14 protein-coding genes are annotated in these 15,141 nt (G+C 64.0%); 9 read left to right on the top strand and 5 right to left on the bottom strand.

All coding sequences use genetic code 11. The features are described 5' to 3' along the window. Nucleotides 1–31: 31 nt before the first annotated feature. The 3 genes from NKK50_RS01265 to NKK50_RS01255 form a co-directional block, all read right to left on the bottom strand. Nucleotides 32–1,156 carry a sugar ABC transporter substrate-binding protein gene (locus NKK50_RS01265; RefSeq protein WP_023833938.1) on the bottom strand — a complete coding sequence of 375 codons (1,125 nt, stop codon included), beginning with the start codon at nucleotides 1,154–1,156 and terminating at the stop codon, nucleotides 32–34. Nucleotides 1,157–1,481: 325 nt separating this feature from the next. Next, on the bottom strand, nucleotides 1,482–2,510 hold the full coding sequence (gntR, locus tag NKK50_RS01260; RefSeq protein ID WP_023712085.1) for an HTH-type transcriptional regulator GntR: 1,029 nt from the start codon (nucleotides 2,508–2,510) through the stop codon (nucleotides 1,482–1,484). A 159-nt stretch (nucleotides 2,511–2,669) separates the two neighbouring features. Further along, nucleotides 2,670–3,842, bottom strand: coding sequence for an MFS transporter (locus tag NKK50_RS01255; RefSeq protein ID WP_050587434.1), 1,173 nt, complete (start codon nucleotides 3,840–3,842; stop codon nucleotides 2,670–2,672). 231 nt (nucleotides 3,843–4,073) lie between these two features. Between NKK50_RS01255 and NKK50_RS01250 the strand changes: the two genes are divergently transcribed. The 4 genes from NKK50_RS01250 to mocR all read left to right on the top strand — a co-directional run bounded on the left by NKK50_RS01250 (nucleotide 4,074) and on the right by mocR (nucleotide 7,370). Next, entirely contained in the window at nucleotides 4,074–4,361 is a 288-nt protein-coding gene (locus NKK50_RS01250; RefSeq protein ID WP_023673065.1) for a DUF3175 domain-containing protein, read from the top strand. A 208-nt stretch (nucleotides 4,362–4,569) separates the two neighbouring features. Next, nucleotides 4,570–5,481 (top strand): myo-inosose-2 dehydratase, encoded by a 912-nt coding sequence (gene iolE / locus NKK50_RS01245; protein WP_023673064.1) that lies wholly within the window; start codon nucleotides 4,570–4,572, stop codon nucleotides 5,479–5,481. 214 nt (nucleotides 5,482–5,695) lie between these two features. Then, nucleotides 5,696–5,902 carry a LacI family DNA-binding transcriptional regulator gene (locus tag NKK50_RS01240; protein ID WP_023673063.1) on the top strand — a complete coding sequence of 69 codons (207 nt, stop codon included), beginning with the start codon at nucleotides 5,696–5,698 and terminating at the stop codon, nucleotides 5,900–5,902. A gap of 1 nt (nucleotide 5,903) precedes the next feature. Continuing rightward, the gene (mocR, locus tag NKK50_RS01235) at nucleotides 5,904–7,370 is read left to right on the top strand and encodes a rhizopine catabolism transcriptional regulator MocR (RefSeq protein ID WP_023673062.1); all 1,467 of its coding nucleotides are present in this window, start codon (nucleotides 5,904–5,906) and stop codon (nucleotides 7,368–7,370) included. Between the two features lie 19 nt (nucleotides 7,371–7,389). Here the strand turns inward: mocR and NKK50_RS01230 are convergent, their stop codons facing one another. After that, complete coding sequence (locus tag NKK50_RS01230; RefSeq protein WP_023673061.1) at nucleotides 7,390–8,634, bottom strand: DegT/DnrJ/EryC1/StrS family aminotransferase; 1,245 nt, start codon at nucleotides 8,632–8,634, stop codon at nucleotides 7,390–7,392. 359 nt (nucleotides 8,635–8,993) lie between these two features. Here NKK50_RS01230 and NKK50_RS01225 point away from each other — a divergent pair, with 359 nt between their 5' ends. The 5 genes from NKK50_RS01225 to NKK50_RS01205 all read left to right on the top strand — a co-directional run bounded on the left by NKK50_RS01225 (nucleotide 8,994) and on the right by NKK50_RS01205 (nucleotide 14,183). Further along, nucleotides 8,994–9,905 carry a polysaccharide deacetylase family protein gene (locus NKK50_RS01225; protein WP_023673060.1) on the top strand — a complete coding sequence of 304 codons (912 nt, stop codon included), beginning with the start codon at nucleotides 8,994–8,996 and terminating at the stop codon, nucleotides 9,903–9,905. Between the two features lie 63 nt (nucleotides 9,906–9,968). Next, a complete protein-coding gene (locus tag NKK50_RS01220) occupies nucleotides 9,969–10,937 on the top strand; it encodes a rhizopine catabolism ABC transporter substrate-binding protein (RefSeq protein ID WP_023687959.1) in 969 nt (322 codons plus the stop codon). Between the two features lie 157 nt (nucleotides 10,938–11,094). Next, nucleotides 11,095–12,210 carry an ABC transporter permease gene (locus tag NKK50_RS01215; protein WP_023687958.1) on the top strand — a complete coding sequence of 372 codons (1,116 nt, stop codon included), beginning with the start codon at nucleotides 11,095–11,097 and terminating at the stop codon, nucleotides 12,208–12,210. Beyond that, complete coding sequence (locus NKK50_RS01210) at nucleotides 12,207–13,043, top strand: ATP-binding cassette domain-containing protein (protein ID WP_023712088.1); 837 nt, start codon at nucleotides 12,207–12,209, stop codon at nucleotides 13,041–13,043. Before NKK50_RS01215 ends, NKK50_RS01210 begins: the two co-directional genes overlap by 4 nt. Before the next feature lie 33 nt (nucleotides 13,044–13,076). Further along, entirely contained in the window at nucleotides 13,077–14,183 is a 1,107-nt protein-coding gene (locus NKK50_RS01205; RefSeq protein ID WP_023744558.1) for a Gfo/Idh/MocA family protein, read from the top strand. 140 nt (nucleotides 14,184–14,323) lie between these two features. Here the strand turns inward: NKK50_RS01205 and NKK50_RS01200 are convergent, their stop codons facing one another. Beyond that, a complete protein-coding gene (locus NKK50_RS01200; RefSeq protein WP_023725423.1) occupies nucleotides 14,324–15,100 on the bottom strand; it encodes a FadR/GntR family transcriptional regulator in 777 nt (258 codons plus the stop codon). Nucleotides 15,101–15,141: the final 41 nt, after the last annotated feature.

Below are 15,141 nucleotides of genomic sequence, written 5' to 3'. Positions count from 1 at the left end.
CGGCGCCGGATATGCCGCCTATTGGTCAGCCCTATTGGTCAGCTTTGGTCTGGCCCATGATTTCCTGCGCGGTGAAATTGATGCCGCAGGTCGGGAAGGAATTGCCGACGAAGAAATTGTCGGACTGGTCGGGGAAGAAATCCTGACCGGCCTTGAAGTTCGGATCCTCGACGATCGCCAGCGGCAGTTTCACCGCCTGCGGCACGACGTTGCCTTCGAGCGCGGCAATCGCCGTCTTGATGGCGACCGCGACCTGCGCCGGACCGGTGCCGGCCGATGAGCATTTCAGCCCGTCACCGGCATGTGCCGCGCAGAACTTGCGGAAACCGTTCTCGGTCTCCCCGCCGAACGGCACGAAAGCATGCTTGGCATCGATCATCGCCTGCACGATGCCGGTGTCGCCGCCTTGCCCGGTGATGCCGTCGAACGGGCCGTTGGTGGCAATGGCGTCGGCCGTGGCTTTCTGCGCCACGCCGTCGTCCCATTTGCCGACCACCTCGGTGACGTCCCATTTCTTGCCGGAGGCATCGAGCGCTTCATGGATGCCGTTGTGACGGTCGGTGTCCACGGAAGTTCCGGCAACGCCGCGCACTTCGAGCACCTTGCCGCCATTCGGCACATGGCCGACCAGCCATTTGCCCCACAATTCGCCAAGGCCCTTCTGGTCGACATTGACGTTGATGGCGTCCTTGGTGTCGAGAATATTGTCGAAGGCGACGAGGATGACGCCAGCTTCCCTGGCGCGCTTGATGACCGGCCCGAAAGCGGTCGGGTTCTGGGCGTTGACGACGATCGCGTCATAGCCGGAATCGATGAAGTTGTTGATCGCCGAAATCTGAGCCGGCACGTCCTCGCCGGTCGAGACGACCTTGAATTCCTTCAGTTTCGCGGCGACCTCCGGCTGGGCCGCATAGGCCTTGGCGGTCTGCACCATCTGGATGCGCCAGGTGTTGGCGATATAGCCATTGGCGAGCGCGATGCGGTATGGGCCGTCTTTCTTGGGGTACTTGAAGAACTGCGTATCGGCCGCCCAGGGCGCAAAGCAATCCGGCTCAGCCGACGGTCCCTTGACAACTTCCGGGTCGGCCATGGCCGACGAACTCAGCATGACGAATGCAGTGGCGGCAACGATGCCACCAACAAGTGACTTGATCATCGATATTCCTCCCAGTTGTAGTTTTGTTTGCTGCTGCTTGTTTATTTGATGCTGTTTGTCGTGGTGTGTTTTCCACGCCTGCCGAAGGCCCTCCAGCCTGGCCGGCGCCACGTCTCAAGGGCCCGAAGCCGGCCCGATCCCCTCCCCCTCGCCGCTTCACAGGCGAGAAACGAAACTAGCATATTATACATAATAAACAAGCATGAGCTGTTGCTTATGTATAATAAACAGGGGCGGCCTTTCATCAAAACGTCTGCCCGACGAAAATGGTAGCGCTACCATGACGTTGTGTAAAGCACCATTTGCTGAGGCAGCCAAAGCGTGTTCAGCGTGCGGTGCTCTCGCGGGGCTTGAGTTCGAAACCGAGATCGACGACCCGCTGCTCAGGCCTTCGTCCTGCGATCGCCGCCAGCGCCATGGCGACAGACCGACGGCCGATTTCATAGCGAGGGGTGCGGATACTGGTGAGCGGCGGGAACGCCGCCTGCATCATTTCGAGGTCGTTGAAGCCGACAATGCCGATTGTTTTCGGCACGTTGAGCGCGGCGCTATGGCATTCGAACAAAACGCCGAGCGCGATGTCGTCATTGTTGCAGAAAACGCCGTCGAGCGCCGGCATCTTGGCCAGCGCATCGCGAAGCAGCTCGCGGCCGAGCGTCACGCTGGACAGTAGCGGAGTGGTGGTGACGAGCCGCGGGTCGAACAGGCCGGCCTTCTCCATTGCCGCGCGATAGCCGGCAAGCCGCCGCTGCGAGCGCGGGTCCATGCGTGCGCCGATGAAGCCGATCCGCCGGCAGCCCGCCTCGATCAGATGCTCGGTCGCGGTGCGGCCGCCGTCGAAATGCGAGAAGCCGACCAGCATGTCGACCGGATCGGGCCCGGTCTCCATCACCTGCACCACCGGGCAGCCCGCGCTCTCCAGCAGCTTTCGCGAGGTCGGCGTCTGGTCGATGCCGGCCACGATCAGCGCCGCCGGGCGCTGCGGTGCGAACACCTGCAGCAGGCGCTCCTCCTCGAGGCCGGAATAATGGGTGTTGCCGAGCTGGACGCGGAACGGGCCGTCCGACAGGCTGTCATAGATGCCGCGCACCACTTCTGCGAAGACGTTGTTGGTCAGCGACGGCACCAGCACGCCGAACACATCGGCGCGCGCCGAGGCCAGTGCCCGTGCATTGGGATCCGGGACATAACCAAGTTCGTCGACAGCGGCCTGGATCTGGCGCCGCAGATCCTGGCTGACGCGTTCCGGTTCGCGCAGCGCCCGCGACACGGTAATGGCGCCGACGCCGGCCTTGCGCGCCACATCTGATAGGGTCGGGCGGCCGCCCCCACGACGCGAGCGCGGCTTGGTCATGGACATCCTCCACGTGCCAGGCCCCGGCCGCTGCGCCCTTGCGAAACCATGTTCAGCTTTTCCACTGCCACCATGCCAACCGGCTGCTGCCGCACCCACTCGCCTGCTGGCGTCGCGCAGCCAATCGCCCTTGTCAAGCAACAGGGCAATCCTGCCTTCCTAAGCCATCAGGGCAGCACTGCGTTTTGCTTTCCACAGCAGCAGCCCGATGGCCACTATGTTCAGCAAGTTCCACGCGATCCCGTTGAGGAACGCGGCGGCGTAAGAGCCGGTCAGGTCGTAGATCCAGCCCGACATCCAGCCACCGATCGCCATGCCGAAGATGGTCGCCATCATGACGATGCCGATACGCTGGCCGGCCTCCCTGGCGGGCAGGTATTCGCGCACGATGATGGCATAGCAAGGCACGATGCCGCCTTGCGACAGGCCGAACACCAGCGACACGACATAGAGCGAGGCAAGCCCATCGAACGGGATGTAAAACAAAAGCGACAGGCATTGCAGCACGGAACCGATAAGCAGGGTTTTCACGCCGCCGATGCGGTCGGCGACAAAGCCGGAGGCGAGCCGGCTGACGACACCCGCCGCCATCATGATCGACAGCATGTCGGCGCCATGCGCAATGCCGTAGCCAAGATCCATGCAATAGGCGACGATGTGCACCTGCGGCATCGACATCGCCACGCAGCAGCCGAGACCGGCAACGATCAGCAGCACCTGTAACGCCGCCGGCGACAGCGAAATCGACTGCACTGGCCGGCTTCCGGGCGAACCGGCGGCAGCCGCCGCCGGAGCAGCGCGCCGCAACAACAGCACCAGTGGCACCATGGTGACCAGGCAGAAGACACCGATGCCGGCATAGGTGAAGCGCCAGCCTTCCGCCTTGATCAGTGTCGGCATGATGGTTGGCCAGAGCGCTCCGGCGAGATAGTTGCCAGCCGCCGCAGCTGTGACGGCGACGCCGCGCCGACGGTTGAACCAGTGCGAGATGTCGGCGATCAGCGGCCCGAAGATCACCGATGTGCCGACACCAATCAGCACGCCCTGGGCAAGGGTGAATTGCAGGATAGAGGTCGACAGCGCGGCGAGCAGCAGGCCGGCGGCGAGAGCCACCGAGGATAGCAGTGCCGGGATCCAATACCCCATGCGATCGACCGCGCGGCCAACCAGCACATTGCCGGCGGCGAAGCCGACCATGGTTGCGGTGTAGGGCATCGATGCCGCGGCGCGGTCAACGCCGAACTCGGCCTGCACGGCCGGCAGCACGACGACGACGGCCCACATGCCGACCGCACCGATCGTCGCCAGCAGCATGGAGATGGCAAGCCGCATCCAGGCGTAGCTGCTGTCGATGCCGGGGCTATCCGCCTGATTGGCGACGATCGGGGTCAAGGCGTTTCCTGTTTACGGTCCTGGGAAGTCGACCGTTGTGTCGCCACTATCGGCGCATTCACCGCGACGGGCAGCGCCACAGGGCCATGATCCGTGGCTCCAGCGGCCCGGCGACTTTCTCGGGAACCGGCGGCGGCCTGCTCGAGTTTTTGCGACAGGAAGGAGTTTGTCATGACCGCGAAAAAGAAATGGTCGGCCGAGGTGACCGAGCACAGCGATGCGATGGACCTCGAGGACCACATCTTCGAAGCCGACGACGCCAGGAAGATCGCGGCCTCGCTCAAGCGCTCGGCCGAGCACAGCGACCGCCGCAAGGCCGAGCCGTTTCAGTCGGCCATGTCGATGCTGAATTTCTACATCAACCGCGCCGGCAAGAACCTGCCGCAGGCGCGCCGGAAAGTGCTCGAGGACGCCAAGGACGAACTGCGCGCGGCCTTCGGAAGGCCGCAGCAGGATTAATGCATGTCGCTCAAAAGTGGCGCCGGTTTTGAGACAACGACATGCAAAGACCTAAGCGCGTCGACTTAGTCCGTTCAAACGGGACGCGCTTTAGCGCTCCCGATTGGCTCTACCAAATTCACCTCAACTGGACCTAGTGACAGGTCCTCTTTCCCCTCAGTTTGCCGGCCTCGGCTTTGTGTTTCCCCGAGCCCTTTGAAGTAGCGGCATGACGGTCAAGATCGGCATCAATCCCATCACCTGGAGCAATGACGATGTTCCCGCACTCGGCGGCGATACGCCGCTCGCGACATGCCTGTCGGAAACCAGGCAGGCCGGCTATCGCGGCACCGAACTCGGCGGCAAATTCCCCAGGCGAAGCGACGAGCTTGGACCGATCCTGTCTTCTTACGGACTGGAACTCGTCTCCGGCTGGTATGACGGCCGCATTCTGGACCGCACGGTCGACGAGGAATTCGCCGCCCTCACCTCGCATCTGACCCTGCTGCGCGACCTCGGCGCCAAGGTCGTCGTCTATGCCGACACCTCGCGCGGCCGTCATGACGGCATTTTCGCGCCGATCTCACAGCGTCCGCGCCTCGCTGACGGCGAATGGACCGCCTATGGCGAGAAGCTGACCGAACTCGCCGACCGCATGGCTGCCTTCGGCGTCGGCATGGCTTTCCATCACCATATGGGCACGATCGTCGAGAGCGATGACGAGGTCGACAGGCTGATGGCCGCAACCGGCAAGAGCGTCGGCCTGCTGTTCGATACCGGCCATTGTCTGTTCTCAGGCGGCGACCCGGCCTCCCTCCTGAACCGGCATCTCGACCGCATCGTGCATTTCCATTGCAAGGACGTCCGCGCGGCCGTGCTGGAGAAGGCACGGCGCGAGGACATGAGTTTCATGGCGGCAGTGATGGAAGGAATCTTCACCGTGCCCGGCGATGGCTCCGTCGATTTCCTGTCGCTGCTGCAGCCTCTGGCCAGCCATGGCTTCGAAGGCTGGATCGTCGTCGAGGCCGAGCAGGATCCGGCCAAGGCACACCCCTTGACCTATGCCACGAAAGGTTACGCTTCGCTTCTCAAAACGGCCTGCGCGGCCGGGTTCGACGTGGCAATACGAGACATGGCCTAACCACCGCCGGGGGGCTGGTGGTTGGGCCGGTTGGGCGCGCGCCTCGGTAGGGGTAGCGACGCGAAAGCGCCCGGCGATCCGCGCCGCCGCCCTCCCTTGGCGGCGCGGATCGCACAGTTCTTGGCATCGAAATTTTTGCCCCCGAGTTGCCGGCCCGGCGTTTCCAGCTTGAGGCTGGGGACGAGGCATGCCTTGATGCAGATGGAGGAGCGACATGGCATTCGAGGCGGCACTCGGCATGGAACGGCTTTGCACCATCCGTGAGATCGCCGAGAAGGCGGAACTCGGCGCGGCAACCGTTCACCGCGCGCTGAAGAACAGCCGCGAGGTCCGTCCCGAAACCAGACGGCTGGTGCTGGAGACTGTCTGCCTGCTTAACGAAGAGAAGATCGCCCGCGCCGCCAGGTTGGTCGGAGACTAGCTTGGCCGACCATATGCGCCTTTCCCTCGACATCATGTCGGTCGACCGCGGCTCGGACGAACCGATGCACCGGCAGATCTACGGCGCCTTGCGGCGCTTCATCCTCGACGGCCAGATCCAGCAGAACACGCTGCTTCCTTCGACACGCTCGCTGGCCGAGGATCTCAAGGTCGGCCGCAACACGGTGATCGCCGCCTACGACCAGCTGCTCGCCGAAGGGTTTATAGAGGCGCGCGCCGGGTCCGGCACCTGGGTGGCGCCGATCCAGCAGAAACGCCCGCCGGCCGCGCTGCGCGCCGGCCTCGCCGCCCCGCAAAAACTCTCGCGGCGCGGTCAGACCATCGTCAACGGCCCGCAGCCGCCACGCAATGCCGGCGTCATCAACTTCCATCCGGGCGTGCCGGAATCGGCATCCTTTCCCTTCACCATCTGGTCGAGCCTTCTGGTGCGCAATGCGCGCAGCCGCGATGAGAATTTGCTCGGCTATATCTCCTTTGCCGGCCATCCCGGCCTGCGCCAGGCCATCGCCTCGACCATAAGCCTGTCGCGCGGCATCAATTGCACCGCCGACCAGGTCATCATCGTCACCGGCGCGCAGGCAGCACTCGACCTCGCTTCGCGCGTGCTGATGGACGAAGGCGACCATGTCTGGATGGAGGAGCCCGGCTATCTCGGCGCCAAGAGCGCCTTTCTCGCCAGCGGCGCGCAGCTTGCGCCCTTGAAGGTCGATCGCCTTGGATGGCATCTCGCAGACCCAGAGCTGCCGCCGCCGCGCCTGATCTATGTGACGCCATCCTGCCAGTGGCCGTTCGGCACCATCATGCGCATCGAGGAACGGCTGCAGCTGCTCGACATCGCCGAGCGCCACGGCGCCTGGATCGTCGAGGATGATTATGACGGCGAGTACCGGTACCGTGGCCGGCCGGTACCGGCGCTGCGCGGCCTCGATCACGCCGACCGGGTCGTCTATATCGGCTCCTTCGGCAAGACGCTGATCCCGGCGCTCCGCATCGGCTATCTCATCGTGCCGCGCGAACTGTCGGTCCCCTTCGACCGCGCCGTCTCGATCACCGGCCAGTTCGCGCCGCTGATCCTGCAGGCGACGGTCAACGACTTCATCACGCAAGGCTATTTCGCCACGCATCTGAAGCGTATGCGCCGGCTCTATGCGCGCCGGCAGGCCAATTTCGTAAAACTGTGCCAGGAGCATCTGGCCGAATGGCTGACTGTGACCGAGAACGATTCCGGCATGCAGCTGCTGGCCAGTTTTATCCGACCCTACAAGGACAGCGACGTCGTCGCCGCTGCCGTCAAGGAGGGCCTCGACGTGCAGGGCATCTCGATCAACTACCATTCGAGCGAGCCGGAACACGGCCTGCTGCTCGGCTATGCCGCGATGGACGAACGCCAGATCCTGCGCGCAGTGCTGGCGCTGCGCGCCGCCTTTATGCGACTGGACCGGCAATAAGCCGGTCCAACGCGGCTCTTCAATTCACGCTGTCGAATTTCTGCAGGTCCACCGGTGCTGCCTTGCGCACCTCGACATCGTCCAGCGAGGCATTCTCCAGCGCCACACGGGCCGCCGCATCGATGTTATGGATCATGTCGTCGATGTCGGCGTCGCCATGCGCCGGATTCATCGCGATCATCACCGTGCGGTTGAGGATGTCGAGAGAACCCTTGCCGAGGTCGTCGGCATAGGTCAGCCGCAGGCCCTTGTTTTCCGGCAGCGTGTACGGATTGAGCGCCGGATGATGCGCGCCCTCATGCATCAGCACCTGGTCCCACTGGGTGAAATTGTGGCGGCCGGTCTTGCCGGCAATGACGCTCGGAATGGTCTTCGAAAAAGTCTGCGCCGCCTGTTCGCTGGGCAGCAGATACATTACCTGTGCCGCGCAATCGTCGTCGGGGCTGTTCATCGGCGACGGCGTCAGGCCGAGATTGCCGAGATGGCGCGTGCCGGCCAGCACCTTCTTCTTCTCCGCCCGCATCGCCTCGATGATGCCGTCCAGACGGTCGAGCTGGACATTGAGCATTGCACCCATCAGTTCCGAGGCGCGCGCCCCGATGCCGGCGAACGGCTTGATGCTGTCGCTGCGGCCCTGCCAGTAGAAGTGGCAGGGGTCGATGGCGCAGCGCGCGCGCTCGGCCACTTTCGGATCGCTGGTGGCGATGCCGCCGCCCTCGCCCGACGTGATGTTCTTGAAGTAGTTGAAGGAGTAGGCGCCGGCATGGCCGATGGAGCCGAGCTTCTTGCCCTCATAGCCGCCGCCAATGCCCTGGCAGACATCTTCCAGCACGAGCAGACCGCGTTTTTTAGCGATATCCATGATCGCGTTCATGTTGCAGGCCGCACCCCACATATGCACCGGGATGACCGCCTTGGTGCGCGGGCCGATGGCGTCGCGCAGAGCGGCCGGGTCAATGGTCAGGCTCTCGTCGATGTCGACAATGACCGGAATGGCGCCGACCGACAGCACTGCCGTTGCGGTCGCCATATAGGTGTGCGCCGGCACCAGCACCTCATCGCCCGGGCCGATGCCGAGGCCGATCAGGCCGGCGGCGAGCCCATAGGTGCCGCTGGCGGCCAGCGCAAAATGCTCGACGCCGAGATGCCTGGCATAGCGGGCCTCGAAGCGGTTGCACTCGCTGTTCTCGCCATAGCGAAACAGCGCACCCGAGCGGATCACCCTGGCAATGGCTTCGATCTCTTCTTCGCCGGCAGTGTACATGGCAAGTCTCCACATCGCTGATGGTATGAAAGCAGTACGCCTGCGGCCGCTGTTTGAAAGAACCACTCCGCTGCGATCTGACCAAGCCATCCCGGTTGCTTGATGGCCGGGTTTGACGCCGAATGTGGGCATATCGAATGAAATCGACATTCCAGAATGCAGGCCCGCGGAAAAATCGTACCCATCCGAATTCGTCGAAGTGGCCCTGTCGGAAAGCCGGCATTGGGCGTTCCATCGCGTCCAGTTGGGCAAACGGTCGGTTCCATGCAGCACGGGACACACTTTGGAAGACCCTCGAAACCGGCGTGCCGGCAAGATGGTGGCCGGCAAGATGGTGGCCGGCAAGACGGTGGCCGTCCATGACGCGACAGCTCGTCCTGCATGAAGACGATGTCGGCATGTGCCATGGCGCCAACAGCGCCTTCCTCGAACTGACCGCACACGGCGCCTGCAGCTCCGGCGCCGTGATGGTGCCGTGCCCATGGTTCCCTGAGATGGCCGAAGCGGCAGCCGCCGATCCCCGGCTCGATCTCGGCGTCCACCTGACGCTGAACAGCGAAAAGCAGCACTACAAATGGCGGCCGCTGACGTCGCCGTCGCGCGCGGCCGGCCTGACGGACGAGTTCGGCTATTTCTGGCCCGATGTAGCGACCACCCGCCGCAAGGCAGCACCGCAAGCGGTGGAAACCGAGCTTCGCGCGCAGATCGACACCGCCTACCGCGCCGGCATCGACGTCACTCATCTTGACGCCCATATGGGGGCAGCGCTGTCGCCGGAGTTTTGCGACGTCTACATCAAGCTCGGCCTGGAATATCGGCTGCCGGTGCTGTTGACCAAAACGCTGTCGGCCTATTCGCCCAACGACAATCTGGTCGGCGTCACCGAAGCGGCGTTCCAGCGCGGCGTCACTGGAGCCCGCGCCAAAGGCTTTGTCATCTTCGACGCCGCCATTCAGACGACCTGGGGCCGTCCACGCTCCAAGCCGATAGAGCCAGCCTACAAGGCATTGGTCGAAGGGGTCCGTGAAGGCCTGACCTTCTTTTGCCTGCACTTCAACGCGCCGGGCGAGCTCGAACTGATCGAGCCGCGCTCCGCCTATATCCGCACCGAGGAATATGAACTCTTCCGCGACCAGGCTTTTCGCGACTGGCTCGGCGCGCAGGACATCGACATCATCGGCATGAAGCCGTTGCGCGAGGAACTGCGTGCACGGCTCGGGGCATCGACACCGGCAAAGGCCCGCAAAGCGGCCACCCGGTCAGCGCCGTAAGCCGATCCGTCGGCCAACAGCGCAAAGAGGGATTTGGAACTGCAACGACAATGGGAGAATGACATGAAGACTGTTCTGAAACTGGCGCTCGGCGCGCTTGTCTCGATGAGTATGCTGGCGGGCGTCGTGCAGGCCGCGGGCCTGAAGGACCCGAAGGATGTCCGCATCACCTTCGTGGTGCATGGCTCGGCCTCCGATCCCTACTGGTCGGTGGTCAAGCGCGGCGTCGACGATGCGGCGGCGCTCACCGGCGCCAAGGTCGAATATTATGCGCCGCAAGTGTTCGACGTGGTCGAACAGGCCCGCCTGCTCGACGCGGCCATCGCCACCAATCCCGACGGCATCGCCGTCTCCATTGCCGACGCCAATGCGCTTGGTAAATCGGTCAAGGCCGGCCTTGCCGCCAACATTCCGATGGTCGTCCTGGATTCCGGCGAGAAGGAAGGCGCCGAACTCGGCACCTCTCTCTACGTCGGCACAGTCTCCGAATATGATTCCGGCAAGAAGGCGGGCGAGCGGCTGGCCAAGGAAGGCACGCTCAAGGTCGTCTGCATCAACCACGAGGTCGGCAATGTCAGCCTCGACCAGCGCTGCCAGGGGTTGAATGACGGGCTGAAGCCGTCAGGCGGCGGCACCGAGGTGCTTACCGTGTCGCCCGATCCGGCCGACATCCAGCGCCGCACCGAGGCCTATCTGTCGGCGCATCCCGACACCCAGGCGGTGTTTGCGCTCGGCGCCACCGCCGCCAATCCGCTGATCCCGTTCTTCCGGCAGAAGGAACTGTTCGGCAAGATCAAGCTCTACACCTTCGACATCAGCCCCGAAGTCCTGGATTCCGTCGTCGCCGGCGAAATGGGCTTCGGCATGGACGCCCAGCAATATCTGATGGGATACCTGCCGGTGATCTATCTGGTCGAGCATGCCACACATGGCTTCTGGCCGCAGAACAACGCCTACACCGGGCCGCTGTTCATCGACTCGCCCGACAAGGCCAAGGCGATCCTGGCGCTCGCCAAGGACGGCATCCGCTAAGGCAAGACCAAAACGGATCGGGGAGCCGCCATGCGCTCCCCGTCTCTGGTCGAGATTGCGAAGTGAGCGATTGGGGAGCCTAATGGCTGTTGTGGAAGACAAGGCGATACCTCCAGAAGCGCCGGCCCCCGGGGTACTGGGCAAGGACCGTTTCGGCATGACGTCGAAACGGGCTGCCGGCACTGACGAGCGGCTGGCCAGCACCGGCCGGCTGACGCAATGGCTGCGCCGGCCCGAAGCCGGTGCCGCCGGCGGCCTCATCGCCACCGTCATCATCTTCGCCCTGCTGCCGGGTGCGTCGAACCTCTATTCGCTACAGGGGTCGATGACCTTCCTGACGCTGGCAGCCGAACTCGGCATCATCGCCACGGCCGCAGCCCTTCTCATCATCGCCGGCGAGTTCGATCTCTCCGTCGGCTCGATGGTCGGCTTCGCCGGCGTCGTCATCGGCCTGACCGTCAAATACTGGGGCTTGCCGCTGTGGGGCGGCATCGCCTGCGCCTTCGCTGTCGCCATCCTCACCGGCTACGTCAACGGCCTGATCGTGGTGAAGACCCGCCTGCCCTCCTTCATCGTGACGCTGGCGTCGCTCTACATCCTGCGCGGCCTGTCGATCGGCATCACCCGCGCCGTCACCGGCCGCACGCAGATCCCCTACATCCTCGACGGCGCGCCGGACCCGGCAACCGCGGGCCTGTTCAACGGCCATCTCCTGACCGGCTTCTTCCAATGGATGGGCACGCAAGGTTGGATCGCCACCCGCACCGACGGCATTCCCTTCGTCGTCGGCATTCCGATGTCGATCGTCTGGTGGCTCGGACTGACAGCGCTTGCCGGCTATGTCTTGACCCAGACCAAATACGGCAACTGGATCTTCGCCACCGGCGGCGACCTCAATGCCGCCCGCAATGTCGGCGTGCCGGTCGACCGGGTTAAGATCGCGCTGTTCATCTACACCGCCTGTGCCGCGACCTTGCTTGCCACCATCCAGGTGATGGAGGCCGGCTCCGCCGACACCACGCGCGGCCTGCTCAAGGAATTCGAGGCGATCATCGCCGCGGTCATCGGCGGCGTGCTGCTCACCGGCGGCTACGGCACCGTCTATGGCGTGCTGTTCGGCGCGCTGATCTTCGGCCTGGTGCAGATGGGCATCTTCTACACCGGCATCGACACCGACTGGTTCAAGGTCTTCCTCGGCATCGTCATTTTGATGGCCGTGCTGGTCAACAACTACATCCGCCTCAAGGCGCTCGGACGCGGAGGCGGCAAATGACCTACCCAAACCCGTCCCCGGCCATCCAGCCAGCCATGGAATTGCGTGGTGTGTCGGTCAATTTCGGCTCGGTGCGCGCGCTGCAGGATATCGACATCAAGGTCTATCCCGGCGAGGTGCACTGCTTGCTGGGCGACAACGGCGCCGGCAAGTCGACGCTGATCAAGGTTCTGTCGGGCGTGCACCGGCCGACCAAGGGCGAGATTTTCGTCGACGGCAAGCCCGTCACGTTCCGCAGCCCGCGCGACGCGCAGGACCTCGGCGTCGCGACGGTCTTCCAGGACCTCGGCATGATCTCGCTGATGTCGATCACGCGCAATTTCTTCCTCGGCCGCGAGCCGACCAGAAGCCGCCTGCCCTTCTCGCGCTTCGACAAGGAGCGCGCCAACACAATTGCCCGCCAGGCGATGGCCGATATCGGCATCGACGTGCGCGACCCGACGCAGGCCGTCGGCACGCTGTCGGGCGGCGAGCGCCAATCGGTGGCAATCGCGCGCGCAGTCCACTTCGGCGCAAAGGTGCTGATCCTTGACGAGCCGACCTCGGCGCTCGGCGTGCATCAGGCGGCCATGGTGCTGAAATTCATCATCGAGGCGCGCATGCGCGGGCTGGCGGTGATCTTCATCAGCCACAACATCCACCACGCCTACCCTGTCGGTGACACTTTCACGCTGCTCAACCGCGGCCGCAATCGCGGCACATACGCAAAGTCCGAGATCTCGCGCGACGAGGTGATTTCCATCATGTCGGGCGGCGAGGATCTGAAGGCGGTGGAAGCTGAGATTGCCGGGCTGTTGGCGCAGATCGGCAACCGGCCGGCCGCCGCACCCTGAGCCTGGAACACTTTTGCAGAGAGTATTAACAGCATGAGCAGGATACGCGTCGGCGTCATCGGCGCCGGCATGATTTCGCAGGTCGAGCATATTCCAAACCTGTTGCGGCTCGGCGACCTGTTCGAACTGGTCGGCGTTGCCGACCCGTCAAGGATTTCGCGGGAATATGTCAGCGAAATTCACGGCATCGCCAATTTCGAAACGCCGGAGCAACTGTTCGGCCAGAAGCTCGACGCCGTCGTCATCGGCTCGCCCGACCCGCTGCATCACGAGCAGGTACTGGCCGCACTCGGGCGCGGCCTGCATGTCTTCTGCGAAAAGCCGCTCTGCTATTCCCCGGCGGAAATCGCCGAGATCATCGCCGCGCGGGACAAGGCCGGCAAGGTCATGCAGGTCGGCTATATGAAGCGCTTCGATCCGAGCTACCGGCTGGCGCTGGCCTCGCTGCCCGGCACGGCAAAGACGTTGCGGTCCGTCTCGGTCGAGGTCAACGATCCCGATGCCTGGCCGTTCATCGCCCACCAGCGCTACAAGCGCGGCAACGACATTCCCGAGGAGCTGATTGCCGCCGCGCAAAGCAAGCAGAAACAACAGGTCGAGCGCGCCATCGGCCAGCCCATGACCGATCTGGCTTTCCGTGGGTTTACCGGCGCTTACAGCTCCGCCTTGATTCACGATGTGAATGCCGTGCACGGCCTGCTCGACGCGCTCAGCGTGCCGGAGGGCGAGGTTGTCGGCGCGCAGATCTTCGCCAATGGCGATGGCGGCCAGGGCGCGGTAAAACTGCTCGACGGCCAGGCGCTGTGGACGATGACGCATCTCACCGTGCCGAAGCTCGCCGACTACAAGGAACGCATCACGCTCTTCTTCGACGATGCCAGCCTTGAGCTCGAATTCCCCTCGCCCTGGCTCAACCATCATCCGACCCGGCTGACTGTGAAGACCTCGGACGGCCACACACTGTCGACAAGGGATCTGCGTGCCGGCTACGGCGAAGCCTTCGTCGAGGAACTGCGCGGCTTCTGGGGTGCGATCGTCAATGGCGACGAGGTGGTCAACCGCCCCGAGCACGCCGCCCGCGACCAGGCGCTGCTGGTCGCGCTGACCAGGCAGCACCTGGCCACTTCGCAGGCCGGCTGAGCGCTCGCAGGATGTGTTGAGATTCAGGTCAGGCCGCGCCGAAAACGTTGGATTTCGAGAACCGGAGCGGAGCGTACTTAAGTACGTGAAGCGCGCAAGCCGGCGTTTGCAGGCCGGCCTCACCTGAATATCAGCATATCCTACCGGGTGTTGATGACGCCGTCGGTATTGGCGAGCAGCTTGCGCACCGCGTTGCGGGCCGCCTCCGGCCGCTGCAGGCGGATGGCCTTCTCGATCGCCTCGTGCAGTTGCTGTGCATGCTGCAGATCGTCGAGTTCGCGCGTCGTATAGGTGAACAGATGATCGAAGGCGGATTCGATCAGCACGCCGAGCGGCACCAGCAGATCGTTGCCGGAGGCGCGCAGGATGGCCAGATGGAAACGCGTATCGGCGCGCGTGCGCTCCTGCAGGCTCGGCGCCTCGCCCATCTCGCGGCAGGCCTGGCTGATCTCGGCCATCTGCTCCTCGGTGCGTCGCATGGCGGCGAAGGCAGTCGCTTCTGGCTCGATGATATGGCGGAATTCCTGCACCGTCTTCAGGAACACCTCACGGTCGGGCGCGGTCGCGTACCAGGCGAGCACATCGCGATCGAGCAGGTTCCAGCGCTCCCTGGGCTCCACCCAGCTGCCGATCTTGGGGCGCGATGCCAGAAGGCTTTTGGCCATCAGCATCTTGATCGCCTCACGCACCGCCGAGCGGCTGACGTTGAAGGTTTCGGACCATTTGGCTTCATTGGGCAGGATGGTGCCCGGCGGATAGTCGCCGCGCACGATCCGAAGCCCGATTTCGCTGGCCAGTGACGCATGCACGCTGGTGCCGGGCATCCGGGTCGCGTCAGCCCGGCGAAGGGCCGCCGGGCGCTCGGCGGATGCCCCCTTTTCAGGCTTCGTTCCCTTATTCGGCTTTCCGTCCCTCATGCCTCCACAAAGTCCGGATTTCGAAAGCTGTCAAGCAGAGT

The organism is Mesorhizobium sp. M0001, assembly GCF_040324255.1.
In the GTDB taxonomy this organism is placed as follows: Bacteria; Pseudomonadota; Alphaproteobacteria; order Rhizobiales; family Rhizobiaceae; genus Mesorhizobium.
Note: the sequence above shows the minus strand (reverse complement) of the source record. Positions and strands in the feature narration are given on the sequence as shown.